General features: G+C 46.7%; 23 protein-coding genes. 15 read left to right on the top strand and 8 right to left on the bottom strand.

Features of this window, described 5'->3' with window-relative positions; genetic code table 11:
- Positions 1–135 precede the first annotated feature (135 nt).
- From KI350_RS18000 to KI350_RS17990, 3 genes are all read left to right on the top strand, one after another.
- Positions 136–483 carry a YflT domain-containing protein gene (locus KI350_RS18000; RefSeq protein ID WP_020450524.1) on the top strand — a complete coding sequence of 116 codons (348 nt, stop codon included), beginning with the start codon at positions 136–138 and terminating at the stop codon, positions 481–483.
- A 110-nt stretch (positions 484–593) separates the two neighbouring features.
- The gene (locus KI350_RS17995) at positions 594–2,030 is read left to right on the top strand and encodes an anion permease (RefSeq protein ID WP_020450525.1); all 1,437 of its coding nucleotides are present in this window, start codon (positions 594–596) and stop codon (positions 2,028–2,030) included.
- Positions 2,031–2,177: 147 nt separating this feature from the next.
- A complete protein-coding gene (locus tag KI350_RS17990; protein ID WP_065644554.1) occupies positions 2,178–2,756 on the top strand; it encodes a VanZ family protein in 579 nt (192 codons plus the stop codon).
- Positions 2,757–2,801: 45 nt separating this feature from the next.
- On the opposite strand, the gene KI350_RS17985 is transcribed toward KI350_RS17990, so the two are convergent.
- The gene (locus tag KI350_RS17985) at positions 2,802–3,584 is read right to left on the bottom strand and encodes an MBL fold metallo-hydrolase (RefSeq protein ID WP_065644555.1); all 783 of its coding nucleotides are present in this window, start codon (positions 3,582–3,584) and stop codon (positions 2,802–2,804) included.
- Positions 3,585–3,688: 104 nt separating this feature from the next.
- On the opposite strand from KI350_RS17985, the gene KI350_RS17980 reads away from it, so the two are divergent.
- The 4 genes from KI350_RS17980 (at position 3,689) to KI350_RS17965 (ending at position 8,610) form a co-directional block, all read left to right on the top strand.
- Complete coding sequence (locus KI350_RS17980) at positions 3,689–4,483, top strand: MBL fold metallo-hydrolase (protein ID WP_065644556.1); 795 nt, start codon at positions 3,689–3,691, stop codon at positions 4,481–4,483.
- A gap of 207 nt (positions 4,484–4,690) precedes the next feature.
- Entirely contained in the window at positions 4,691–6,334 is a 1,644-nt protein-coding gene (locus KI350_RS17975) for a M14 family metallopeptidase (protein WP_065644557.1), read from the top strand.
- Between the two features lie 128 nt (positions 6,335–6,462).
- Positions 6,463–7,560, top strand: coding sequence for a nitric oxide synthase oxygenase (locus tag KI350_RS17970; protein ID WP_065644558.1), 1,098 nt, complete (start codon positions 6,463–6,465; stop codon positions 7,558–7,560).
- 15 nt (positions 7,561–7,575) lie between these two features.
- The gene (locus KI350_RS17965; protein ID WP_065644559.1) at positions 7,576–8,610 is read left to right on the top strand and encodes a glycosyl hydrolase family 18 protein; all 1,035 of its coding nucleotides are present in this window, start codon (positions 7,576–7,578) and stop codon (positions 8,608–8,610) included.
- Between the two features lie 40 nt (positions 8,611–8,650).
- Here the strand turns inward: KI350_RS17965 and KI350_RS17960 are convergent, their stop codons facing one another.
- The 3 genes from KI350_RS17960 to KI350_RS17950 form a co-directional block, all read right to left on the bottom strand.
- Complete coding sequence (locus KI350_RS17960; protein WP_020450535.1) at positions 8,651–9,289, bottom strand: SdpI family protein; 639 nt, start codon at positions 9,287–9,289, stop codon at positions 8,651–8,653.
- Positions 9,286–9,570 (bottom strand): autorepressor SdpR family transcription factor, encoded by a 285-nt coding sequence (locus tag KI350_RS17955; RefSeq protein WP_020450536.1) that lies wholly within the window; start codon positions 9,568–9,570, stop codon positions 9,286–9,288. The genes KI350_RS17960 and KI350_RS17955 overlap by 4 nt, the downstream gene beginning before the upstream one ends.
- A gap of 107 nt (positions 9,571–9,677) precedes the next feature.
- On the bottom strand, positions 9,678–9,950 hold the full coding sequence (locus KI350_RS17950; protein WP_020450537.1) for an acylphosphatase: 273 nt from the start codon (positions 9,948–9,950) through the stop codon (positions 9,678–9,680).
- Positions 9,951–10,061: 111 nt separating this feature from the next.
- On the opposite strand from KI350_RS17950, the gene KI350_RS17945 reads away from it, so the two are divergent.
- A complete protein-coding gene (locus tag KI350_RS17945) occupies positions 10,062–10,712 on the top strand; it encodes an MOSC domain-containing protein (RefSeq protein ID WP_035336959.1) in 651 nt (216 codons plus the stop codon).
- Positions 10,713–10,752: 40 nt separating this feature from the next.
- Here KI350_RS17945 and KI350_RS17940 read toward each other — a convergent pair whose 3' ends face one another.
- From KI350_RS17940 to ltaS, 4 genes are all read right to left on the bottom strand, one after another.
- Positions 10,753–10,884 (bottom strand): DUF2639 domain-containing protein, encoded by a 132-nt coding sequence (locus tag KI350_RS17940; protein ID WP_003179731.1) that lies wholly within the window; start codon positions 10,882–10,884, stop codon positions 10,753–10,755.
- A gap of 130 nt (positions 10,885–11,014) precedes the next feature.
- On the bottom strand, positions 11,015–11,170 hold the full coding sequence (locus KI350_RS17935) for a hypothetical protein (protein ID WP_020450539.1): 156 nt from the start codon (positions 11,168–11,170) through the stop codon (positions 11,015–11,017).
- 83 nt (positions 11,171–11,253) lie between these two features.
- Positions 11,254–12,006 (bottom strand): type I methionyl aminopeptidase, encoded by a 753-nt coding sequence (gene map, locus KI350_RS17930; RefSeq protein ID WP_020450540.1) that lies wholly within the window; start codon positions 12,004–12,006, stop codon positions 11,254–11,256.
- Positions 12,007–12,131: 125 nt separating this feature from the next.
- A complete protein-coding gene (ltaS, locus tag KI350_RS17925; protein WP_212930565.1) occupies positions 12,132–14,093 on the bottom strand; it encodes a lipoteichoic acid synthase in 1,962 nt (653 codons plus the stop codon).
- A 262-nt stretch (positions 14,094–14,355) separates the two neighbouring features.
- Here ltaS and KI350_RS17920 point away from each other — a divergent pair, with 262 nt between their 5' ends.
- The 7 genes from KI350_RS17920 to KI350_RS17890 all read left to right on the top strand — a co-directional run bounded on the left by KI350_RS17920 (position 14,356) and on the right by KI350_RS17890 (position 23,115).
- On the top strand, positions 14,356–14,733 hold the full coding sequence (locus KI350_RS17920; RefSeq protein WP_212930564.1) for a DnaJ family domain-containing protein: 378 nt from the start codon (positions 14,356–14,358) through the stop codon (positions 14,731–14,733).
- A gap of 70 nt (positions 14,734–14,803) precedes the next feature.
- On the top strand, positions 14,804–16,216 hold the full coding sequence (locus KI350_RS17915) for an alanine/glycine:cation symporter family protein (RefSeq protein WP_212930563.1): 1,413 nt from the start codon (positions 14,804–14,806) through the stop codon (positions 16,214–16,216).
- A 187-nt stretch (positions 16,217–16,403) separates the two neighbouring features.
- Positions 16,404–17,816 (top strand): PTS system trehalose-specific EIIBC component, encoded by a 1,413-nt coding sequence (treP, locus tag KI350_RS17910; protein ID WP_065644568.1) that lies wholly within the window; start codon positions 16,404–16,406, stop codon positions 17,814–17,816.
- A 73-nt stretch (positions 17,817–17,889) separates the two neighbouring features.
- Positions 17,890–19,578, top strand: coding sequence for an alpha,alpha-phosphotrehalase (gene treC / locus KI350_RS17905; RefSeq protein WP_212930562.1), 1,689 nt, complete (start codon positions 17,890–17,892; stop codon positions 19,576–19,578).
- Between the two features lie 21 nt (positions 19,579–19,599).
- Positions 19,600–20,316 carry a trehalose operon repressor gene (gene treR, locus KI350_RS17900; RefSeq protein ID WP_212930561.1) on the top strand — a complete coding sequence of 239 codons (717 nt, stop codon included), beginning with the start codon at positions 19,600–19,602 and terminating at the stop codon, positions 20,314–20,316.
- Positions 20,317–20,421: 105 nt separating this feature from the next.
- On the top strand, positions 20,422–21,114 hold the full coding sequence (locus tag KI350_RS17895) for an N-acetyltransferase (protein ID WP_212930560.1): 693 nt from the start codon (positions 20,422–20,424) through the stop codon (positions 21,112–21,114).
- A 126-nt stretch (positions 21,115–21,240) separates the two neighbouring features.
- Positions 21,241–23,115: an NTTRR-F1 domain gene (locus tag KI350_RS17890; protein WP_212930559.1), complete on the top strand. Its 1,875-nt coding sequence runs from the start codon at positions 21,241–21,243 to the stop codon at positions 23,113–23,115.
- Positions 23,116–23,290 lie beyond the last annotated feature (175 nt).

The raw sequence follows: 23,290 nt of genomic DNA, 5'->3' as shown, positions 1-23,290 counted from the left end.
TTCAAACGTTTTGTCTGAAAATTTATAACAATTGTAACATTGAAATGAAAATGTCATGACAGAGCATTCATCCGTTTAGCCGCGCAAACAAAGGGTAAGTGTTAAATACAACATGAAAAAAGGGAGGAGATTCATATGAAACCAGTAGTAAGACAATATACTAATGATGAAAAACTGATGAAGGATGTTGAGGAACTCAGGGAAATCGGAGTTGCAAGAGAAGATATTTACGTTCTGTCACATGATGACGACCGTACTGAAAGACTCGCAGACAACGCGGATGCCAATACGATCGGAGCCGAAGAGACAGGCCTTAAAAATGCCGTGGGCAATATCTTCAACAAAAAAGGGGACGAACTTCGCAATAAAATTCATGAGATCGGCTTTTCAAAACAGGAAGCAGAACAATTCGAGAAGCAGCTTGATGAAGGAAAAGTCCTCCTCTTTGTCACGGATCATGAAAGAGTGAAATCCTGGGTATAAATTGAGACTGCCGACAAGGTCGGCAGTTTTTTTAATAAAATAAAATTTGAATGATAGCAGGAAAGGAGTAGAATAATAAACGAAAACGATATGAATAGGAGGAAAAGGTTTTGGCTAAAGAAAAAGATGCAGAACAAAAATCGGCATTGAACATCATTCCTCTTACGGTCACGATTTTAGTCGGAGCGGTAATTTGGTTTATTCCGTCGCCCGCCGGATTGGACCCGAAAGCATGGCACTTATTTGCAATCTTTGTGGCAACGATTATCGGCTTTATATCAAAACCGCTGCCGATGGGGGCAATCGCCGTATTCGCATTGGCGGTTACGGCGCTGACCGGAACGCTGTCGATTGAAGAAACGCTCAGCGGTTTTGGAAACAAGACGATTTGGCTGATCGTCATTGCCTTTTTTATTTCACGGGGATTCATTAAAACCGGTTTAGGTGCGCGAATCGCCTATTTATTTGTGCGGATGTTCGGCAAAAAAACACTCGGACTCTCGTATTCACTTCTTGTCAGCGATTTGATTTTGTCGCCGGCGATCCCGAGTAATACCGCACGGGCCGGGGGAATTATTTTTCCGATTATCCGTTCGTTATCCGAAACTTTTCAGTCAACGCCCAAGGACGGCACGGAACGGCGCATCGGCGCTTTCTTGCTGAAGGTGGGCTTTCAGGGGAACTTGATCACTTCAGCGATGTTCTTAACGGCTATGGCGGCAAACCCGCTGATTGCCAAACTTGCCCATGATGTGGCAGGTGTGAATCTGACCTGGACAAGCTGGGCTGTGGCGGCCATCGTCCCGGGACTTGTCAGCTTGATCATCACCCCGCTTGTCATTTATAAACTGTATCCGCCTGAGGTGAAAGAAACGCCTGATGCGGCGAAAATCGCAACAGAGAAGCTGAAAGAAATGGGCCCGTTCAAAAAATCGGAACTCTCGATGGTCGCGGTCTTTTTGCTCGTCCTTTTTTTATGGATTTTCGGCGGAAACCTGAAAATTGACGCAACGACAACGGCATTGATCGGTTTAGCCGTCCTGCTTTTGACACAGGTTCTGACGTGGGACGATATTAAGAAAGAGCAAGGCGCATGGGATACGCTGACATGGTTTGCCGCGCTCGTCATGCTGGCGAGCTTCTTGAATGAACTCGGCATGGTCGGCTGGTTCAGCGATGCGATGAAATCGTATGTTTCAGGATTCTCCTGGGTCAGCGCATTTCTCATTTTAATTGCGGTTTACTATTATTCGCATTATTTCTTTGCGAGTGCAACCGCTCATATCAGCGCGATGTACTCGGCCTTTCTCGCCGTGATTATCGCTGCAGGCGCTCCGCCGCTCCTCGCAGCATTAAGCCTTGCGTTTTTCAGCAACCTTTTTGCTTCGACGACACACTACGGAGCTGGAGCGGCACCCGTCTTTTTCGGGGCCGGCTATATCCCGCAAAGCAAATGGTGGTCAATCGGCTTTATCCTGTCGATTGTTCATATTGTGACATGGCTTGTTGTCGGAGGGCTATGGTGGAAATTGTTGGGTATATGGTAAAATGAAGGGCAGGAGAGATCCTGTCCTTTTTTATGTTTATTTTGAAGCAGTTGATTTGAAATTCCACAATTTATGGTCGGAAAAGTGTGCATTTCAGTCAGTTATAACTTGTATGCACTGAACGATGGTGACGTAAGGGGGATATTAATGTTTTGGTCAGTTAATTTAATGCTACTCGGTTTCATGTGCGCAATCGTCTACTTTTTGTACGACATTGTGAAGAATCGAGAAAAAACAAGTTTTTTTAGAAAAATGGTGTTTGCCAGTTTTATTGTTTATTTGAGCGTCGTTTATCACTATACGATAGGCGGAATCAACATTCCGCCGCAGCCGGCATACGCTCAAATGAACATTCAGCTCATTCCGTTTTATTTTGTCGCTGAATGGGTGCAAATGCATCAGCAGAGCGGGTTTGATTGGTTTTTTTGGAATTCTGTTAAGCTTACATTTTTTAATGTTTTATTGCTCATTCCTTTAGGTGTGTATCTTTCCGTTCTATGGAGAAAAATTTCGCCTCAAAAAGCGACGGTTTTTGTTTTTTTGACGAGCTTTTTGATTGAGAGTCTCCAGCTTGTGCTATCTGTGACTGGATTCATAATGGCGAGAACCTTTAATGTGGATGATTTAATTTTAAATACGGCCGGCGGAGTAATCGGTTTCTGCCTGACGTCTTTCATGTTCGGAGCCAAAGGCTCAGCTTCCCGCCGAAAAGGTCTGCATTTTTGAAGAAGTGCGAAAGATGGTTCCCGCCAGGGCAATCATCTTTTTTAGTTAAAATTGAAAGCTCAGATTCTTGAATCGGTGCATGCCTGTGCCGTGTTTTGCCAGCCCGTGTTTCTTTAAGTGCAGTGCCGCATGCCCGGCTTCCTGCAAAATGTCAGGAGCAAGACCGAGCTGATGATGCCCGCCGAAAACTTTTTTCACGCGCCCGATAGCCGAGATTTTTTCAAGCGACTGAATCAATTGGACCGGATCAGTCGTCGGGTAGAATGCATAGATGGGGGCTCCGGTATACAGCAGGTCGCCGGTAAACAAGTAGCCTGACGCCGGATCAAAGATACAGATATGCCCCGGGGAGTGTCCGGGCGTATGATAAATAACGAGCGGCCTTGAATCGCAGCCGACTGTGTCGCCGTCTTGCAGCGTTCCCGACGGTTCACCTCTGAACGGGGTGTATGTTTCAGCGGAAAAGCCGGCCGGTACAGGTTTAGTGATATCTCGAGAGACATCGCGGCGAATGTGCTCGATCGGAAGCCCTTTGATTCCGTCCGTCAGCCAGTCTTTCTCGGCTTCATGAACGTAAATGCGCTGATATTCACCGTGGCTTCCGATGTGATCCCAATGGACATGGGTTGTGATGACGCTGACCGGCAGATCGGTCAGACTATCCGTTACCGTCTTCATGCTGCCGATACCAAGACCTGTATCAATTAAAACGGCTTCCTTCGCCCCAATCAGCAAGTAAGAGTGCACATTTTCCCAATGCCCGTATTCGCTGATCGCATATGTGGATTCATCAAGCTCTGTTACAGTAAACCATTGACCATCTCCCATTGGTTTGTCCCTCCTTCATTTTTTCAAAGGTGCTCATCCATGCATATCCTCAAGTCAAATGTGCAAAGTAATAAAATATATGATAAGTGAGTGTGGTGAATATAATGAGTGATCCTTACATGCCTTTGACATCCATCAACAGCGGGGTCCTGGAAGAGTATGCCGAAGGTGTATTCGGTTTGACGGTGCAAATCGTCAATGTGTATTTTGTTTTCGATCCTAATTCGAGGGAAGCCGTTTTAATCGATGCCGGAATGCCCAAGTCCGCTCCATTTATTTTAAGAGAGGCAAAGGAGCGGTTCGGCGACTTTCGGCTAAAAGCAATCGTTTTGACGCATGGACATTTCGACCATGTCGGCGCATTGGAAGATCTTCTCGAAACATGGCAGGTTCCAGTTTACGCCCATGAGAAAGAAATGCCTTATTTAACGGGAAAAGCCGATTATCCGCCTGCCAAACCGCAAGTAAAAAGCGGGCTGGTTGCAAAGATGTCTCCGTTGTTTCCGAGGCACTCAATCAACATTTCGTCCCATGTAAAGCAGCTTTCTGAAGATGGTTCGCTTCCGTTTCTTAAAGGGTGGAAATGGATTGAGACGCCGGGACATACACCGGGTCATGTTTCGCTTTTCCGGCAGTCGGACAGAACCTTGATCGCAGGCGACGCCGTTACAACTGTAGAGCAGGAATCTCTGTTTGAAGTGGCGATTCAAAAGCAGGAGCTGAACGGACCCCCGGCATATTTCACAATGGACTGGACAAAAGCGGCGGACTCAGTTCGGAAGCTGTCGGAATTAAAACCGGCTGCATTGTTGACGGGACACGGTGTACCGATGAAAGGAAACGATTTTTCCAAAGAGCTCCTTGATCTGTCAGGCCGCCTTCCCGCTTCTGATTCGTAAAATGCCATATGCTGCCCTTAAAACATTCAGCCAGGCTGAATGTTTTTTTATAGGGAAAAACTAACCATTTACATGTGATGATGGCCATCCATCGTTCTATATTTCGGATGTTGTTGTATACCAAAGGAATCATTTTCTGAAATTTTAGACAAAATAAGCTGATATTTCATTTATAATGCAGGTATGCCTGAAAGGAGCTGAGAAAAGATGAACATTCAAAAAAGGGTCCAAGCTTTGCTGGCAGCTGCGGCAATGTTTGCAGGACTGATGGTGTCTGATGCGGTTCACGCTGCGGAAACCCCTTACTATGGAAAGAACTATACTCAGCCAGAGCAAGTGTCATCATTATATCCGGAACCGGAAGAAACTTTCTCGACCCCTGCTTTTGTGAAAGAAGGGGAAGCCTTTACGACACAAGAAGAAATGATGAAGTTTATAACCAGTCTGACAAAGAAAAGCCCGAATGTCAAAATCGGGAATATCGGTTTTTCAATTGAAAAAAGAAATATTCCCGTGCTTTATTTCACAAAGGATAAGCAAATACGTTCCATATCAAAAAAACCGACCGTCTGGCTGCAAGGACAGATACACGGAAATGAGCCGGCGGCGGGAGAATCGGTCCTGGCAATGGCTGAAAAACTGGCCGGGCCGTACGGCGACAAAGTGTTGGACAAGATCAATGTCATCGTCGTTCCGCGGGTCAATCCCGACGGCTCGTATCAGTTTAACAGACGGCTGGCGAGCGGAATCGACGGAAACAGGGATCATGTTAAGCTTGAATCTCCGGAAGTCCGCGCCATTCACCAGGAGTTCAATCAATATTCGCCTGAAGTCGTTATTGATGCCCATGAATACGGTGTCGGCCAAAACGAATTTCAAAGCGTAGGCGAAAAAGGGTCATTAAAATACCATGATATTTTAATTTTATCAGGAAAAAACTTAAACATTCCCGAATCGATCAGATATGCGTCTGACAGCCTTTATGTGAACGGCGTCAGAGCTAAACTTGATGAAAAAGGTTTTTCTAATGATGCATATTATACGACAGGAAAAAGCAAGGACGGAAAAATCGAAATCTATGAAGGCGGTACTGAAGCGAGAATCGGACGTAATGCATTCGGCCTCCAGCCTGCTCTTTCCTTCCTAGTGGAAAGCAGGGGGATAGACATCGGACGCGAAAATTTTGCAAGAAGAGTCGCGGCTCAGGTTGCTACGCATGAGACGATCATCGACACGACAGTGAAGCATGCAGCCGAGATCAAGCACCTTGTCGCCAAAGAAAAATTAAAGCTGATAAAAAATGGTGCAAAAGTGAGCGATAAAGACCAAGTGGTCATCAACAGTGAGTTTGCAGGGCCGTATAAAGAAACGCTGAAAGTCGCTGATATCGCTTCAGGACAAGCAGTTGACGTTCCTGTCCAATATTACAGCGCTTCGGAAGCCGTCCCTGTGCTGTCAAGAACACGTCCGACCGCTTACCTTGTCCTTCCGGGCCATCAAGATATTGAGCAGAAGCTGAGGGATCAGGGATTAAAAAGCGTGACACTTCCTTTCAAACAAAAGCTCACCGCTGAAGCGTATGAGGTTTTATCGAAAGAAACATCGGGAGAATCTGAGGGCCGGCCTGTGATCAAGGTGGAAACGAAGCTTAAAAAACAGAAAAAAGAGTTTCCAAAAGGAACAAAAATCTATTTTACAGCACAGCCGCAAAGCAATCTGCTGTCGATTGCGCTTGAGCCGGAATCGGTTGACAGTTATGTAAGCACGGGTTACATCCCTTCTCAAACAGGCAAACAGCTGCCGGTTTACCGCTTCATGCTGAACACTAAAACGCTTAACATTAAGGAATAATCATCAGGCATCCGTCTTTGACGGATGCTTTTTAGCGGTTTTTTGTCTTTTCATACATAATGGTTTTAAACTAAGATTGAAACCTATACAATAAATATCAGTCTGAAATCTGGAAGGAGAGAATCCGGTTGGAATCATATGAAGAATTATGGAGGGAAGCCAAGACCTTCATCGAGCTCTGCTACGGGGAACTGTCGAAGTCCGAAGAAGAAACAAGGATGCGCTTACATAAAATAGACGAAGAAATCAGAGAAACCGGAAGCTATACACATACATTAGAAGAAATCGAACATGGCGCGAAAATGGCATGGAGAAACAGCAGCCGCTGCATCGGCCGGCTGTTTTGGCACTCTCTTACTGTCATCGATCAAAGAGGCGTTCAAACCGAGGCAGAGGTGCGGGAGGCGCTTTTTCACCATATAGAGCTTGCGACAAACGGAGGGAAAATCAGACCGTTCATTACGATTTTTCCCCCGGAACAAAGCGGGCAAAAAAAAGTGTCCATTTGGAACCATCAGCTGATCAGGTATGCGGGGTATGAAACGGAGCAAGGTGTCATCGGCGATCCGGCATCATTGGAACTGACAAAAGCGTGTGAAGCGCTCGGCTGGAAAGGCGAAGGTACGCCTTTTGACGTTTTGCCGCTTGTTTTTCAAATAGATGGCCATCCCCCTGTGTGGTATGAGCTGCCTCGCGAAATCGTCAAAGAGGTCAGGATTGAACATCCGGAGATTGAAGGCTTTAAAAGTCTGGGGCTGAAGTGGTACGGTGTGCCGATTATAGCCGATATGAAGCTGGAGGTCGGAGGAATTCATTATAATGCCGCCCCGTTTAACGGCTGGTATATGGGAACGGAAATCGGAGCGCGCAACCTCGCGGATACAGACCGCTATAATGTACTCGAAAAAGTGGCAGCCATTATGGGACTTGATACGGAACGGAATACTTCGCTGTGGAAAGACAAGGCGCTTGTTGAATTAAATACGGCGGTGCTTCACTCTTATAAAAATGCCGGCGTCAGCATTGTTGACCACCATACCGCGGCAAGCCAATTCAAGCGGTTCGAGGAGCAGGAAGCTGAAGCGGGAAGGGAGCTTTCAGCAAGCTGGACATGGCTGATTCCGCCGTTATCTCCGGCAGCGACCCATATCTTTCACAGCTATTATGAAAATAAAACGCTTAAACCGAATTACTTTTATCAGGAAAAGCCTTATTCGAACGATTGAGAGGACGAATAGACAATGAGAAAAATCTACTTGCTATGCAGCGTATTCGCTGTAAGTTTAACGATGCTTACATATACAGAAACAGAAGCAAAAGCGGCCAAAATCGTACTCGGCTATACAACAGGGGAAGCAGCTTCCTATCAATCGCTGACGGCATACCATCACTATATCAATGCCGCAGCTCTCGACACCTACGCGTTTAATCAAAAAGGAGATATCATCGGAGACACTCCGAAAAAACAATTATCGTTTGCAAAGAAGAAACGCCTCAAGACGTGGGCGGTCATTTCAAACTACAACGAATCCATTCACGATTTTGACGGGAATCTGGCATCAACGGTCATGTCCGACAAAACGGCGCGGCAGCACTTTACAGAACAGCTTATTACGCTTGCGAAGAAGCAGTCGTTTACCGGAATTAATATTGATTTTGAAGCTGTAAAGCCGAACGAGAGAGCTAAATACTCAAGCTTCATCCGTCATGTCGCAGCCGCTTTGAAAAAACACAAGATCAAAACGATGGTTTCGGTACCGGCGAAGAGTGTAGATGACCGAAAAGATGGTTGGAGCTGGCCGTATGATTATGCGGAAATCGGAAAATCAGCTGACTATGTTCAAGTCATGACTTACGATGAACACGGGATCTGGAGCGAGCCGGGCTCTGTTGCCGGAATGAACTGGGTCAAAAGCTCATTAGCATATGCGGTGAAAACGATCAAAGCCGAAAAAGTCATTATGGGCATCCCCTCATACGGGAATGATTGGGATTTAACATCCCGAAAGAACAGCAAATTGAAGCAGTGGAACGACGTGAAGGCGCTTAAGAAAAAAGTGAAAGCTAAGCCTGTATATGATAAAAGATCGGGGTCGATGAGATTTTCTTATACAGATCAACACAAACACCGCCATGTCGTTTGGTATGAAGATGAAAAAACGATTGCGGCGAAAAGCCGCCTGGCCATGCGATATAAAATCGCAGGAGTTTCCGTCTACTCGATGGGACATGAATCGGCCTCTTTTTGGCAGGCGGTGCGGAAGGGAATAAAATAAAGGCTCCAATTCGGAGCCTTCTTTTTCATTTATTCTCATGTCAGCTTTTCATATTGATTTCTTTCCGATACAAAACATAGGAATAAATATAGGGCGCGAAAACCGTTGCTAAAATAACCGGAAGCATGATTTCTGGGCTGATAGATAACAATCCGTCCGCGATGATCAGCAGTCCTGCTAAAGTAAATACTTTCGCCGCAAATCTGTGGGTTTTTTTCCAGATTGAATCGCTGCTCAATGTCCAAGGGTTTTTGATCCCGAAAAAAAAGTTTGAGCGGATTCTCGGGAGGTAATTGCCTATGACAATGAGTAGAGCGCCTACTAGAACCGGTACAATGCTGCCAGCGGGCAGATCATACCCGAGCCCTGTCATGATTACAAGCACGTTGATCAGGGAAAATAGAATCAGCATGGCATTGATGAGAAGGTAATAAGTCTTTGAAAAAAGCTGATAGTTTTTTCTGCGCGGATCGATTTTTGGCGTTAAGAACATCAACACATACACAAAAACGAGCAGCCCGGTCATGATAAGCATTGCTTCCATTTTTGAAGCATAACTGTCGACTTCTCCCGAAAATGACCAATGAATTGGAACTTGATCGGAAATGTGCGGATAAGCGATGGCCCACATGATTAGATTTATGGCGATTATAGCGAGTGAAAAGATGTGTTTTCTCATTTGGCATCCCCTTTATCTTTGCCGGCTTGCTCAGTAAAACTGAAAGCCCAGCCGATGATTTCTTGAAATATTGTGGTGTTCAGAGAGTAAATGATGTATTGGCCTTTTTTTTCATCTTGAATTAATTCAGCCTGTTTTAAAATTTTTAAATGCTGAGATATACTTGGTTTAGACATTTGAAACTGGTCAGATATTTCACCGGCGGTCATATCCCGATCCTTCAGCAGATTTAAAATTTTTCTTCTCGTCGGGTCAGCTAGAGCCTTAAAGGTTTGGTTCATATTCAGCATCCTTGGAATTAAGTATTTAGCTATTTAACTAAATACTAAAATAAAAGAGGAATTTAGTCAAGATTCGTTTGAAAAATCCGCCATCTCCGGCGGATTTTTCAATAGCTGATATTAAACTTGTGGAATCCGTCAATCTCTTTTGTTTCTTCGACATTCACGTCCGTTACTTTTGAGAAGGGACTTCCTTTTTGAATCGCTTTTAAAAATGGCTTCAGGCTTTCCTCGGGTCCTTCGGCGCGGATTTCAACTGTGCCGTTGTCGCGGTTCCGGACCCAGCCGGTCAATTTGTGCTTATCTGCTTCCATTTGAACAAAATAGCGAAATCCCACGCCCTGAACGCGTCCGTCTACAATGATTCTGTATTGAAGCATCGAGAACACTCCTTTTCTTTTATGCTACCACATTTCTCATTTTGAGATCATGGGATAGACATGTTTCGGATAAATCGTTAAAATATGAAAATAAAGGAAGGGCGTGAGGTTTTGGAGCATCAGGAGTATGAAATTTTATCTATTCATGTAGGCCGTCCGCACACATACGAATTCGACGGAAAACAGGTGGAAACGGCAATCGTGAAGGAGCCTGTCGGCGGACCCGTATATTTGAGCCGTACGAATTTTGAAGGGGACGGGCAGGCGGATCTGATTCACCACGGAGGAGTGGATAAAGCGGTTTGCGTCTATCCGGCGGACCACTACATGTATTGGGAAAGCGTCTTGAAGCGGAAGCTGCCGGAGGCGGCATTTGGAGAAAACGTGACGGTTAAAGGGCTCACCGAAAAAGATGTGTGCATCGGTGATATCTTCAAGCTAGGGGAGGCTCTTGTTCAAGTCAGCCAGCCGCGCCAGCCTTGTTTCAAGCTTGCCAAACGGCTGAATCAAAAAGATATGGTGTTACAGGTGAGGGACACCGGGTTCAGCGGATTTTATTTCAGGGTTCTCGAAGAAGGAATCGTTGCGCCCGATTCCGGGCTGCAGCTCGTTTCAAGAGATGCGCATGAAGCCACAGTTTCGTACGCTAACCATTTGATGTACCATGACAGGGGCAATCACCCCGCCATTCGGAAGATCCTTGAGGTTGAAGCGCTGTCGGAAAGCTGGAGAAGCTCATTTTTAAAGGAGCTGAGCGCATAAAAACAAGCCGTGTCCGAAAAGGAGCACGGCTTTAACATGTTTATTTTTTGACGCTTTCAAGCAGGTTGGCCAAAAAGTGTTTTTTATAGCTTTGAAGCTTTCTTCCTTCATACTTTGTCATTCCCAGCTTTTTCAGTTCTTCTACATACCAGCCTTTGCTTCCGTAATGCATGGCAGAAAACTCCCTTCTATAATTCGATGCAATTGGCATTCTAACATCTATAGAAAAACGCTGAAAAGGGATAGGCGGCAATTTTTAAAAACTGAGTCTTTCGTCGTAGTTTGGAAGTTTGAGGAAGGCTTCAGCCGTGTGTCAAACTGGTGACGATCATCACAATGATCGAGATGCTGAGGACGATTCCGATATATTTTAAGAAGCCGTTCTTTTTTTTATGAGCATATACGATTAACAGGATGCTCTCGATGAAAAAGATCAGCCCGATGATGGCAAACAGCATGCGGTAAAGCTCCTTTCGGCACAGTTTGTCTTTTATTTTAGCATAAAAGCCCGGACTTCTATGAGCCGGGCTTTTTCACGTAATCAGTCAAGCTGTGTTAAAATGATCGGTTCGTTTTTCGTAATGACGATCGTATGCTCGATCTGTGCCACAAAGCTGCCGTCAGGCGTTTTGAATGTCCAGCCGTCTCCGGCTTCGATGGTATGCTCGGCTTTTGTGGAAACAAACGGCTCAAGGGCGATGACGGTTCCGTTTTTAAAGAGCGCATTATCAAACGGGTCATAGTAATTTAAGATATGGTTGGGCGCTTCATGGAGGTTCTTTCCAATCCCGTGTCCCGTCAGGTTTTTAATGACGGTAAATCCGTTTGCTTTTGCTTCATTGTATACGGCTCTGCCGATTTGGTTTTGTTTCTTGCCGGCGCGCGCCTGCAAAAGTCCCTTTTGAAATGCGCTTTCCGCGCTTTGGCAAAGCTTGTGCAGCGTTTCATCGCCTTTTCCGAGTACAAATGAAATGCCAGTATCAGAATAGTAGCCGCCAAATTCAGCGGAGATGTCGATGTTGATCAAATCCCCTTCTTTTAAAATCGTGGATTCGCTTGGGATACCGTGGGCGACTTCATCGTTCACACTGATGCACGTCGTTCCTGGGAAATCGTATTCTTTTTCCGGAGCCGATGCGGCGCCATGAGCCTCAAGCACTTCTTTACCGATGAGGTCCAGCTCTTTTGTACTCATGCCGGGTGCTGCTTTTGCCTTCATTTCCTCCCTGGCTAAAGCGACGATTCTGCCTATTTTCTTGAGCCCTTCCAGCTCTTGGTCATTTGTTACAATCACAATTCATTCCCGCTTTCTTTTTTTATATTCCATTTCAAGCTTACCATATCTGCTTGCGAAAAAGGAACAGAGCGGCTTCAAGACAAAAAAAAGCACCCGCTTATAAATAAGCGGGTGCTGTCTGTTTATTGTCCGGAATCTGATTTCGTAGTTTGCGCCGCATCAGATTCTGATGTTTTCGGATTGTGGTTGGTGTAGTCGTAGTCGCTCGGGTTGATCGCTTTAAAGCCTTTCGGTTTATAAAAACGCAGCAAATCTCCGTCGACGATTTTATCCGACATTTCGAGTTCTTTTTTCACGGACTCATCGATGTTCGGATCGATGTCTTTTTCGTTCAGAAGCTCTCCTGTTTTCGTGTCGTAGTAGTTTCCGTTCGTTTTCGTATATTCCGGAGAAACGAAATCGCCGTTGCGGAACGGAATAACTTCACGGTGTTCCGGTGACAGAAGGTCTGAACCGCTCATCAGGTAATCTTTCGTATTCACGCCCATCAAATGAAGCAGGGTAGGGGCTACATCGACTTCGCCGCCGTATTTATTGGATTTGATTCCCTTGACCCCAGGCGCGTGGATGAACAGCGGAACCCTTTGCAATTGGGCATTTTCATTCGGTGTGATGTCTTTGCCCAATACTTTGGCCATCGCTTTGTTGTGATTTTCCGAAATACCGTAGTGGTCTCCGTACATGACGACAATCGTATTATCATACAGTCCGGATTTTTTCAGATCGTTGAAAAATTGTTCAATGGCCTGATCCATGTAGTTGGCCGACTGGAAATAATGGTCAACGACGCTGTCGCCGGTATCGCCGGCAGGGAAGTCTGTATCGCCTTCATCCATCTCGAACGGAAAATGGTTCGAAAGGGTGATAAACTTCGTATAGAACGGCTGTTTCAGGCTTTTCAACAGCGGCATTGATTCTTCAAAGAACGGTTTATCTTTCAATCCGTAGTTTTTCGTTTTATCTTCGCTCATATCGTAATACGTAGCGTCAAAGAATTTGTCATAACCGATGGCTTTATACATTTCATTGCGGTTCCAGAACGTTTTGTAGTTGCCGTGGAATGCCGCTGATGTATAGCCTTGAGACTTCAAAATGGCCGGAGCCGACTGCAGCGTGTTTTGCGCTTTATTAATGAACACTGACCCTTGTGATAAAGGATACAGCGAGTTGTCCATCATAAATTCCGCGTCAGACGTTTTACCTTGTCCTGTTTGGTGGAAAAAGTTATCAAAATAAAACGTTTCATTGTCATGCGCCAGTGAATTTAAGAACGGCGTGACTTCCTTGCCGTCGATCTTATAGTCGATCGCGAACGTCTGAAGTGATTCCAGTGAAATGTAAACCACGTTCATGCCTTTCGCTTTTCCGAAGTATTCGGCATTCGGCTTATCATGATTGGCTTTAATATAGTTCTCTACTTCCGTCACGTCGCTGGAGCTTGCCAGTGCGCGCTGGCTGTTTGACTTGATATTCTGCACCGCATCATAGATTGTGAAGTTGTAGGTCCCCAAATATTTCACAAGGTAGTTGCGGTCAAAAGAACGGGTCAGAAGCTCCGGACGATCAATCTCGGCAACGGCCAGGTTGACGAGGAAGACAAGGACGCTTGTTCCCAGCACAATTTTAAACGGGCGCTTCGTTGTTGTTTCAGAAGGTCTGTTATAGAATACAGCCAGCCCGATTAAAATAAAGGTATCGATGAAATACAAAACATCAAGCGGGTGCATGAGCGAGAAAATGCTGTCCCCGAGCTGCCCCCCGTTTGTTTTTGCCTGCATGATCGTAGGCAGCGTGATAAAGTCGCTGAAAAATCTGTAGTATACGACGTTTGCATATAGCAAAAAAGACATTAAAAAATGAATCACTATAATCGCTGTCTGCTGTATTTTTTTCTTGAACAAGAGTCCTAATCCAAGAAAGAACAAGCTTGAGCTAATCGGATTCACAAAAAGCAAAATCTGTTGTACTGTGTTGGTTATTCCTAAATTAAATTCAATTACATACGCAGCATAAGTTTTCAGCCATAGCAATATGGCGGCTATCAGGAAGAAGGCAAGACCTCTTTCCTTAATAAATCTTTTCAATTGTTACACTCCTTTTTTCCGGATCAGTAAAAAACCATCGGAACGAAAGAAAAAAACGAATGTATAAAATATACCATGAAATACCGATTTAGAAAAGCGGAAATCAACCTTGTGAAAAGAAGCTCAAACCCCCTGGTAAATCAGGGTTTTACAGTTTTCTAAAAAACATTTGGGAATATTTTACGCTTGTCTTGCATTGGCGGGAACGCATCTTTATGGCAGACTGTTGTTAGTATATGAACAAAAGGGGAGGATGTAGACCATGGATTTTTCGAGCATTGTTTCTGAAGATAAGATTAAGCGGGCCATTAAGGACGGCGAATTCGAAGGGCTTCCGGGAATGGGGAAACCCTTGAAAAAAGACGATGCCGCCCATGTTCCAGAGCATCTCCGCATGGCTTACCGGGTGATGAAAAACGCCGGAATGACGGGGGATGAAGGGGCTTTGAAGAAAGAGCTGATGACAATTGACGACTTAATCGCAAAGTGCACGGATGAAGACGAGCGCGATCGTTTAATTGAGAGAAAAACAGAAACGCGGCTCAGGCTCGACAGGCTCGCCGACAAGAAAGGCATGTTTTCCAAACCTGCCTCAGCGTTTTATAAAGAAAAAGTGTACCGAAGGCTCAGCGGGAAATAAAAAAGCGCTGAGCAGGTTTATTTCTGTCCTATAGTGGTATTGACCCATAAACGAATAAAAGGGTGATAGGATGGAACGATTGTTGAACTGGGTTGAATACATATCAGATTGGCTTTGGGGGCCGCCGCTCATCATACTGCTGACAGGGACGGGAGTCTATTTAACGATCCTGCTGAAATTTTTTCAATTTCGCTATCCTCTCTATATCTTTAAGCAGACGATCGGAAGCGTCGGCAAAAAGCCGAAAGGAGAAGGGACGGTTACACCGTTGCAAGCTTTGACATCGGCTCTCAGCTCAACAGTCGGCGCCGCCAATATCGTCGGTGTGCCTGCGGCGATCATGTTCGGCGGTCCGGGAGCCGTGTTTTGGATGTGGCTGGTCGCTCTGTTTGCCATGGCGATCAAGTTTTCGGAAAGCGTCCTCGCCGTCCACTACAGAGAAAAAAACGAAGAAGGCGAATATGTCGGGGGGCCGATGTATTACATTACAAAAGGACTCTCTATGAAATGGCTCGGCGTCTTTTTTTCGGTCGCGCTGATGATTGAGCTTGTTCCGAGCATCATGGTGCAGGGAAATTCGGTTTCCGCCTCATTAGCTGAGACGTTCTCGTTCAATCGTTTATACACCGGAATCGGGATTGCTATTTTGATCGGTTTAGTGGTGCTCGGAGGGATTAAACGGATTGGAAAAGTGACAGAGCTCGCGGTTCCGCTTATGGCAGGGGCGTACATCGGGGCCGGTTTCCTGATTGTCGTCATGAACCTTTCTTCTGTACCCGCATTTTTCTCTCTCATCTTTTCGAATGCGTTTACATCTTCTTCGGCATTCGGCGGCTTTGCAGGTGCGGCGGTTGCCGAAACCGTTCGCTGGGGGTTTGCCCGGGGCCTTTATTCCAACGAAGCCGGGATGGGGACGGCGCCGATCGCCCACGCGGCGGCGATGACCGACCACCCTGTGAGACAGGGATTCTGGGCGGTGATCGGCATCGTGGTCGATACGCTGCTGATATGCACGACCACAGCCTTCGTCGTGCTCGCATCAGGCGTCTGGACCGGTGAAAATGCGGCGAGCAATCCAGGGGCACTGGCGGCAGCCGCATTCCGCAGCTATTTCGGCCCTGTGGGCGGATACTTCGTCTCCGTCGCGCTCGTTTTCTTTGTTTTATCAACGATCACAGTGGTCATTTTTTACGGGGTAAAACAAGCTGAATTTCTGTTCGGACGGCTCGCGGGGCATATGATTAAATTCGTCTATCTGGCCGCCGTCATCATCGGGGCTGCCGGAGGAGCAAAGGCGATATGGGGATTCCTTGATCTTGCGCTCGTTTTCATTCTTCTTCCGAATATTTTGGCGGTGCTGCTTTTGAGCAGAAAAGTAAGGTCTTTATATGATGAGTTTTTTACATCAGAAAAGTATTATTTGAAAGACATCGGTCAGCAGGACGACGCTTATGAACGTGATGAAAAAGTGAACAATTTATGATCACAGCCGGTTGTTCCCGGCGCATAAATCGGAGGAAGCCTTGCTGTCCTTCGTTTTATGAAGGGAACAGCGGGTTTTTTTTATTTTTGAAAGCGCTATAAAAATATGTTGACTACTTGTATATACAGGAATACAATATAGGTATAACATGTATATACAAGTTATAAAAGGAGAAGGAGGGATTGGAATGACTGATTTACATCAATCAGCGCGACGGATTGTCGATGCTGTCGGCGGTGCGGACAACATTGCAGCGGTAACCCATTGTGTGACGCGGCTGCGATTTGCACTGCTCGATGAAAGCAAAGTCAATCAAGAGGTGCTGGAGCAAATAGATGTTGTCAAAGGATCGTTTTCAACGAACGGCCAATTTCAAGTGGTGATCGGCCAAGGAACGGTCAACAATGTATATGCGGAGCTGGTGAAGGCCACAGGAATCGGCGAATCGTCAAAAGATGACGTCAAGAAAGCCTCAGAGAAAAATATGAATCCTTTACAGCGTGCTGTGAAAACGCTTGCAGATATTTTTATTCCAATATTGCCGGCGATTGTCACCGCCGGACTGCTGATGGGAATCAACAATATCCTGACGGCTCAAGACATTTTCTTCAGCGGAAAATCGATCGTTGAAGTCTATCCGCAATGGGCGGATCTCGCCAATATGATTAACTTGATTGCGGGCACGGCTTTCGCATTTCTCCCGGCATTAATCGGCTGGTCGGCCGTCAAGCGGTTTGGCGGAAATCCGCTGCTCGGCATTGTGCTGGGTGTCATGCTTGTGCACCCTGATTTGTTAAACGCATGGGGATACGGGGCTGCCGAGCAAAGCGGAGAGATTCCTGTCTGGAATTTATTCGGTCTGGAAGTGCAAAAGGTCGGCTACCAGGGGCAGGTGCTTCCCATTTTGCTTGCATCTTATTTGCTGGCAAAAATTGAGCGCTTTTTGACAAAGCGGACGCCTGAGAGCATTCAGCTCCTTGTCGTGGCACCGATTACGCTGCTCGTCACAGGTTTTGCTTCATTTATTGTCATTGGACCGATTACGTTTGCCATCGGAAATGTCTTAACATCAGGCCTTATTGCTGTCTTTGAACAATTCGCCGTACTGGGCGGACTGTTATATGGCGGACTTTACGCCGCTCTCGTCATTACCGGAATGCATCATACATTCCTTGCCGTTGACCTTCAGCTGATCGGCTCAAAGCTCGGCGGAACATTTTTATGGCCGATGCTGGCGCTGTCCAATATCGCACAAGGTTCAGCCGCGCTTGCGATGATGTTTATTGTCAAAGATGAGAAGCAGAAAGGCCTGTCTCTGACATCCGGCATTTCAGCTTATCTCGGAATTACCGAACCGGCGCTGTTCGGGGTGAATCTCAGATACAGATTTCCGTTTGTGATCGCGATGATCAGCTCGGGGATTGCCGGAATGTTCATTTCCTCGCAAGGGGTTTTGGCAAGCTCAGTCGGCGTCGGCGGTGTACCCGGCATTTTCTCTATCATGAGCCAATACTGGGGAGCGTTTGCAATCGGGATGGCGATCGTGCTGATCGCGCCGTTCGCCGGAACATATCTCTATGCAAAATTAAAAATGAAATAAGAGAGGGAGAGGGGCGCGCATATTTGTCAGCCCTTTTCCCATTTCATAAAGAAGAAAACGGTGGTGTTGAAAAGTGGAAACGAAAGAAAATCCATGGTGGAAAAAAGCAGTCGTCTATCAGATTTATCCGAAAAGCTTTAAAGATACAACAGGGAACGGTGTCGGCGACATTCGCGGCATCATTGAAAAGCTCGACTACATCAAGGAGCTCGCCTGTGATGTCATTTGGCTGACGCCGATTTATCAATCGCCGCAAAACGACAACGGCTATGACATCAGCGACTATTACAACATTCATGAAGAATATGGAACAATGGCCGACTTTGAAGAGCTTCTAGAAGAGGCCCACAAGCGCGGCATAAAGGTGATCATGGATCTTGTCGTCAACCATACATCAACAGAGCACAAATGGTTTAAAGAAGCAGTGTCCGGAAAAGAAAACCCGTATCGCGACTTTTATATTTGGAAGGACATGAAGCCGGACGGTGCTCCGCCGACAAACTGGGAATCGAAGTTCGGCGGCTCGGCGTGGGAGTTTCATGAAGGGACCGGACAGTATTATCTCCATCTCTATGATGTCACACAGGCGGATTTGAATTGGGAGAACGATGAAGTCAGAAAAAAAGTGTACGAGATGATGCATTTCTGGTTTGAAAAAGGAATCGACGGCTTCAGACTTGATGTCATCAATGTCATCTCAAAAGACCAGCGTTTCCCTGATGATGATCAAGGGGACGGGCGCAGATTTTATACGGACGGGCCGAGGGTTCACGAGTTTCTGAATGAAATGAACAGGGAGGTCTTTTCAAAATACGACAGCATGACGGTCGGGGAAATGTCATCGACCACAATCGCAGATTGCATCAGGTATACAAACCCTGAAAGCCGGGAGCTCGATATGGTGTTTAACTTTCACCATTTAAAGGCCGACTATCCAAACGGGGAAAAATGGGCGCTTGCGGATTTTGATTTTCTAAAGCTGAAGAAGATTCTTTCTGAATGGCAGACTGAAATGAATAAAGGGGGCGGGTGGAACGCATTGTTCTGGTGCAACCACGACCAGCCGCGGATCGTCTCACGCTACGGCGACGACGGAACATACCGCATAAAATCTGCGAAAATGCTGGCAACCGCGATTCATATGCTTCAGGGGACACCATACATTTATCAGGGAGAAGAGCTCGGGATGACCAACCCGAAATTCGAGGACATCTCTCTTTACCGGGATGTCGAATCTCTCAATATGTACCGTCTGATGAAAGAAGCAGGAAAGCCGGAAGCCGAAATCATCGAAATCCTGAAAGCGAAGTCCCGTGATAATTCAAGGACGCCGGTGCAGTGGAACGGAGAAGAAAATGCCGGGTTTACGACGGGGACACCGTGGATTCCGGTGCCTGACAACTACAAAGAAATCAACGCAGAAAAAGCGCTCAGCGATCCTGATTCGATTTTCTACCATTATAAAAAGCTGAATGAGCTCCGCAAGGAATTCGATATCATCACAACCGGAGATTATCAGCTGATTCTGGAAGACGATCAAGCGCTCTATGCGTATTTGAGAAACGGAGCGGATGAAAAACTGCTGGTGATCAATAATTTTTACGGGAAAGAGACCGAGTTCCAGTTGCCTGCTGATATTGATATTGAAGGCTATGATGCCAAGGTTCTCATTTCCAATGACACCGATCTTCCTGAGTCATTTACACGCTTTAAAGTGAAACCGTATCAATCGATTGTTTATCATCTTGCCAAACCATGCTAAACTAAGCGTGGTGGTAAAAAAATGAAGATCAACAAGTATATGATGATTTACAAACAAATTGCAGAACAAATCGATCAAAGCATACTGAATGCCGGAGATATCCTGCCGTCTGAAAACGACCTTGCCGAACAGCACGACACCTCGAGGGAAACGGTTCGGAAAGCGCTGAATGTGCTTGCCCAGAACGGATATATTCAAAAGATTAAAGGAAAGGGGTCAGTCGTGCTGCACAGGGAGAAAATGCAGTTCCCGGTTTCCGGTTTGGTCAGCATTAAGGAACTTTCAGAAACGCTTGGCAAAGAGACAAGCACGACGGTCCACGAGTTCGGCTTGACGCATCCGGATGCATATATTCAAAAGCAGCTTCGCACTTCTGGAGATGAAGAGGTATGGCGGGTCGTCAGATCGCGGAATATTAACGGAGAGCGCATCATCCTGGATAAAGACTATTTTATCCGCAAGCATGTGCCGCTCTTGACGAAAGAAATATGCGAGGACTCGATCTACCAATACCTTGAAGGTGAATGCGGGCTCGTCATCAGCTATGCCCATAAGGAAATTGTGGTCGAGCCATGTACGGCTGAGGATCAAGAATATTTGGATTTGAACGGATACGAACACATTGTGGTTGTGAAGAATTTTGTTTTCCTTGATGATACAACCTTGTTTCAATATACGGAAAGCAGACACCGCTTGGATAAATTCCGTTTTGTCGATTTTGCAAGAAGAGAAAAGTAGCACGGTGCGCCTGACGGCGGCCGTGTTTTTTTATGCAGCCGTTTCTCATCACGTCCGCATTGAATATGCTACAGCAGGTGTAAATGAGAAATGGAGGATGTATCAATGATTCATGAAACCGTAAAGATCGGAAAGAACGTGGTATTGGGAGAGCAGGCTGTCATTGAAGAAAATGTGGTCATCGGGGACAACGTAACAATCGGTCATCATGCCATTATTAAAAAGGATACTCAGATCGGCAGCGGGGTAAAAATCGGCGATTTGGCCGTCCTTGGCAAAGCAGCTTCTTCAAATAAAAAAATGGCCCGCCAGCCGAAGCAGACAGGAGCGCCTTTGCGGATAGAAGATGATGCCGTAGTCGGAGCGAGCGCTGTTATTTATCGGGATGTGCTGTTGGAACAAGGTGTTTTCGTGGGAGACATGGCGAGCATTCGCGAAAATGTCGCGATCGGAAGAGAAAGCATTATAGGACGCAACGCGATGGTTGAAAACAATACCAAAATTGGAAAGAGAGTGACGATTCAAACGGGCTGCTATATCACCGCTGATATGACGATCGAAGATGAAGTGTTTATCGGTCCTTGCTGTTCCACATCAAATGATAAATATATGGGAATGGGAAACTACCCGTATCAAGGTCCAACTATTAAAAGAGGAGCGAAAATCGGGAACAACGCAACATTGCTGCCGGCGGTCGTCATCGGGGAGCATGCGGTCATCGGAGCGGGCGCCGTCATCACAAAAGATGTTCCCGCAGGCAAAACGGCTGTGGGCAATCCAGGCCGATTGCTGAAATGAACGGTTTTTCAATCTTATCTGTGTTATATAACGTGTCTGCAAAAAAGAGAGATCATAGGATATAGAGCTTCAATATCTTTTAAAGACCATTGCAGCCAGAAAATGAAAAGAAATGGGGGTGGAAAAATGTCCATTCAAAACGCGGTGATGAACGGGGGGTTTGAGACGGGAACCTTCTCGCCTTGGGTAGGCGTAAACGCATTTGTTACAAGCCAGTTTTCGCACTCAGGATTTTTCTCTGCGAGATTTTTGGGCGGACCAGTCACGTCATATATTGCTCAATTTGTTCCGGCCAGGGCTGGGGAAGGAAGCGAATTTCTGGTTTCTCTTGCGCGAGCGGGATTTCTCCCGGCACCTTCTGTAACGATACAAGTTACTTATTTTAATAGTCAATTTAATTTTCTCGGATACGGGTTATTTGCCACTGTGCCGTCAAGCAGAATACCGGCAGCCGAAAATGGGACATGGCTTGAAGTCTATCAAACAACTTCACCGGCTCCCCCTGGCACCACCCAGGCATTCATTTTGATCAACAACATTCCGCAGGCGGGAACTGCAAGCGTGCTTGTGGATGATGTTGCTCTATTAAGTGTTGAGGGTGGAGGAGGTCCGACGGGAGCCACGGGTCCAACAGGAGCCACGGGTCCAACTGGAGCAACAGGTCCGACGGGTCCAACGGGAGCGACCGGACCAACAGGAGCGACGGGAGCAACTGGAGCGACAGGTCCAACCGGAGTAACAGGTCCGACCGGAGCCACAGGAGCGACCGGAGCCACAGGAGCAACAGGAGCCACGGGAGCGACAGGTCCGACGGGTGCAACCGGAGTCACAGGTCCAACGGGAGTAACTGGCCCGACAGGTCCGACAGGCGCAACAGGCCCAATCGGAGCAACAGGGGCAACAGGTCCGACGGGAGCCACTGGAGCGACGGGTCCAACTGGAGCCACAGGAGCGACCGGAGCCATCGGCCCAACAGGAGCAACGGGAGCGACAGGTCCAACTGGAGTGACTGGAGCCACCGGAGCGACAGGTCCGACGGGAGTAACTGGTGCAACGGGAGCGACAGGCGCAACAGGTCCAACGGGCGCAACTGGCCCGACAGGTCCGACAGGAGCAACCGGCCCAACCGGAGTAACTGGTGCCACCGGAGCAACAGGTCCAACGGGGGCAACGGGCCCAACCGGAGCAACGGGAGTAACCGGCCCAACAGGGGCAACGGGAGCGACCGGAGCAACAGGTCCAACGGGAGTAACCGGCCCAACAGGGGCAACGGGAGCGACCGGAGCAACAGGTCCAATGGGAGTAACCGGCCCAACAGGAGTGACCGGAGCGACGGGACCAACGGGAGCGACAGGAGCAACAGGAGCGACAGGAGCAACAGGAGCGACCGGCCCAACCGGAGTAACTGGAGCCACCGGAGCGACAGGTCCGACGGGAGCGACAGGTCCAACGGGAGTAACTGGCCCAACAGGGGCAACTGGAGCGACCGGACCAACAGGTCCAACCGCTCCAACGGGAGCAACGGGAGTGACAGGTGCAACGGGAGTGACAGGTCCAACGGGAGCAACAGGTCCGACAGGAGCAACAGGACCAGGAAGTTTGTTGGGAACACCGGCGCAGTCTACTGATCCTGTTTCACTTACAGTTGGAACCGAAACACCAATTCTAACGACGACTGTTACCTCTTCAGCCGGACAGAATATAAAACTCGATTCTATGGCTGAAGTTGATATTATCATAGGGCCAGCTACTACTTTTGAATACAGTATAATTTTTACATTATATAGAAATAACGGCGCTATCGCACAAGTGTCTGTTGATTCTCAGGATGAAAAATCGGCAGGTTCGGTTCGTGTATATGGTGATATTCCTAACCTTACATGGGTTGATACACCAGGTTCAGGAACACAAACTTATGAGGTTAGAATTAATGTAACAGGGACTAACCTTTTGGCAGCCAACGTTAATACGAGAGCGCTAAATGCTGTAATATTTGATTGATTGTAAAATGAAGAGTCCCCTTTAAGTTTTCATAAAGCTTAAAGGGGGTTTTTGTTTAAATTGATAGAAAAGATTTTAAGGAAATATGGATTTTATCGATTAGTTAATTATAAATTTATTATTCATAGCGATTGGGGTTATAAAAATTCAGAGAAATAGAGTTTTATCCAAACGG

The organism is Bacillus sp. J41TS8, assembly GCF_018333035.1.
Taxonomy (GTDB): Bacteria; Bacillota; Bacilli; order Bacillales; family Bacillaceae; genus Bacillus; species Bacillus paralicheniformis.
This window is presented reverse-complemented; position numbering and strand designations above follow the sequence as displayed.

Bases quoted from the DNA above. Each gene is read 5' to 3' on its own strand.
- KI350_RS17975 (WP_065644557.1), top strand. From the start codon at position 4,691: ATGAACATTCAAAAAAGGGTCCAAGCTTTGCTGGCAGCTGCGGCAATG.
- KI350_RS17890 (WP_212930559.1), top strand. From the start codon at position 21,241: ATGTCCATTCAAAACGCGGTGATGAACGGGGGGTTTGAGACGGGAACC.
- KI350_RS17980 (WP_065644556.1), top strand. From the start codon at position 3,689: ATGAGTGATCCTTACATGCCTTTGACATCCATCAACAGCGGGGTCCTG.
- KI350_RS17940 (WP_003179731.1), bottom strand. From the start codon at position 10,884: ATGCATTACGGAAGCAAAGGCTGGTATGTAGAAGAACTGAAAAAGCTG.
- KI350_RS17935 (WP_020450539.1), bottom strand. From the start codon at position 11,170: ATGCTGTTTGCCATCATCGGGCTGATCTTTTTCATCGAGAGCATCCTG.
- treR (WP_212930561.1), top strand. From the start codon at position 19,600: ATGAAGATCAACAAGTATATGATGATTTACAAACAAATTGCAGAACAA.
- KI350_RS17920 (WP_212930564.1), top strand. From the start codon at position 14,356: ATGGATTTTTCGAGCATTGTTTCTGAAGATAAGATTAAGCGGGCCATT.
- KI350_RS17960 (WP_020450535.1), bottom strand. From the start codon at position 9,289: ATGAGAAAACACATCTTTTCACTCGCTATAATCGCCATAAATCTAATC.
- KI350_RS17955 (WP_020450536.1), bottom strand. From the start codon at position 9,570: ATGAACCAAACCTTTAAGGCTCTAGCTGACCCGACGAGAAGAAAAATT.
- KI350_RS18000 (WP_020450524.1), top strand. From the start codon at position 136: ATGAAACCAGTAGTAAGACAATATACTAATGATGAAAAACTGATGAAG.
- KI350_RS17990 (WP_065644554.1), top strand. From the start codon at position 2,178: ATGTTTTGGTCAGTTAATTTAATGCTACTCGGTTTCATGTGCGCAATC.
- KI350_RS17895 (WP_212930560.1), top strand. From the start codon at position 20,422: ATGATTCATGAAACCGTAAAGATCGGAAAGAACGTGGTATTGGGAGAG.
- treP (WP_065644568.1), top strand. From the start codon at position 16,404: ATGACTGATTTACATCAATCAGCGCGACGGATTGTCGATGCTGTCGGC.
- KI350_RS17950 (WP_020450537.1), bottom strand. From the start codon at position 9,950: ATGCTTCAATACAGAATCATTGTAGACGGACGCGTTCAGGGCGTGGGA.
- KI350_RS17985 (WP_065644555.1), bottom strand. From the start codon at position 3,584: ATGGGAGATGGTCAATGGTTTACTGTAACAGAGCTTGATGAATCCACA.
- KI350_RS17965 (WP_065644559.1), top strand. From the start codon at position 7,576: ATGAGAAAAATCTACTTGCTATGCAGCGTATTCGCTGTAAGTTTAACG.
- KI350_RS17915 (WP_212930563.1), top strand. From the start codon at position 14,804: ATGGAACGATTGTTGAACTGGGTTGAATACATATCAGATTGGCTTTGG.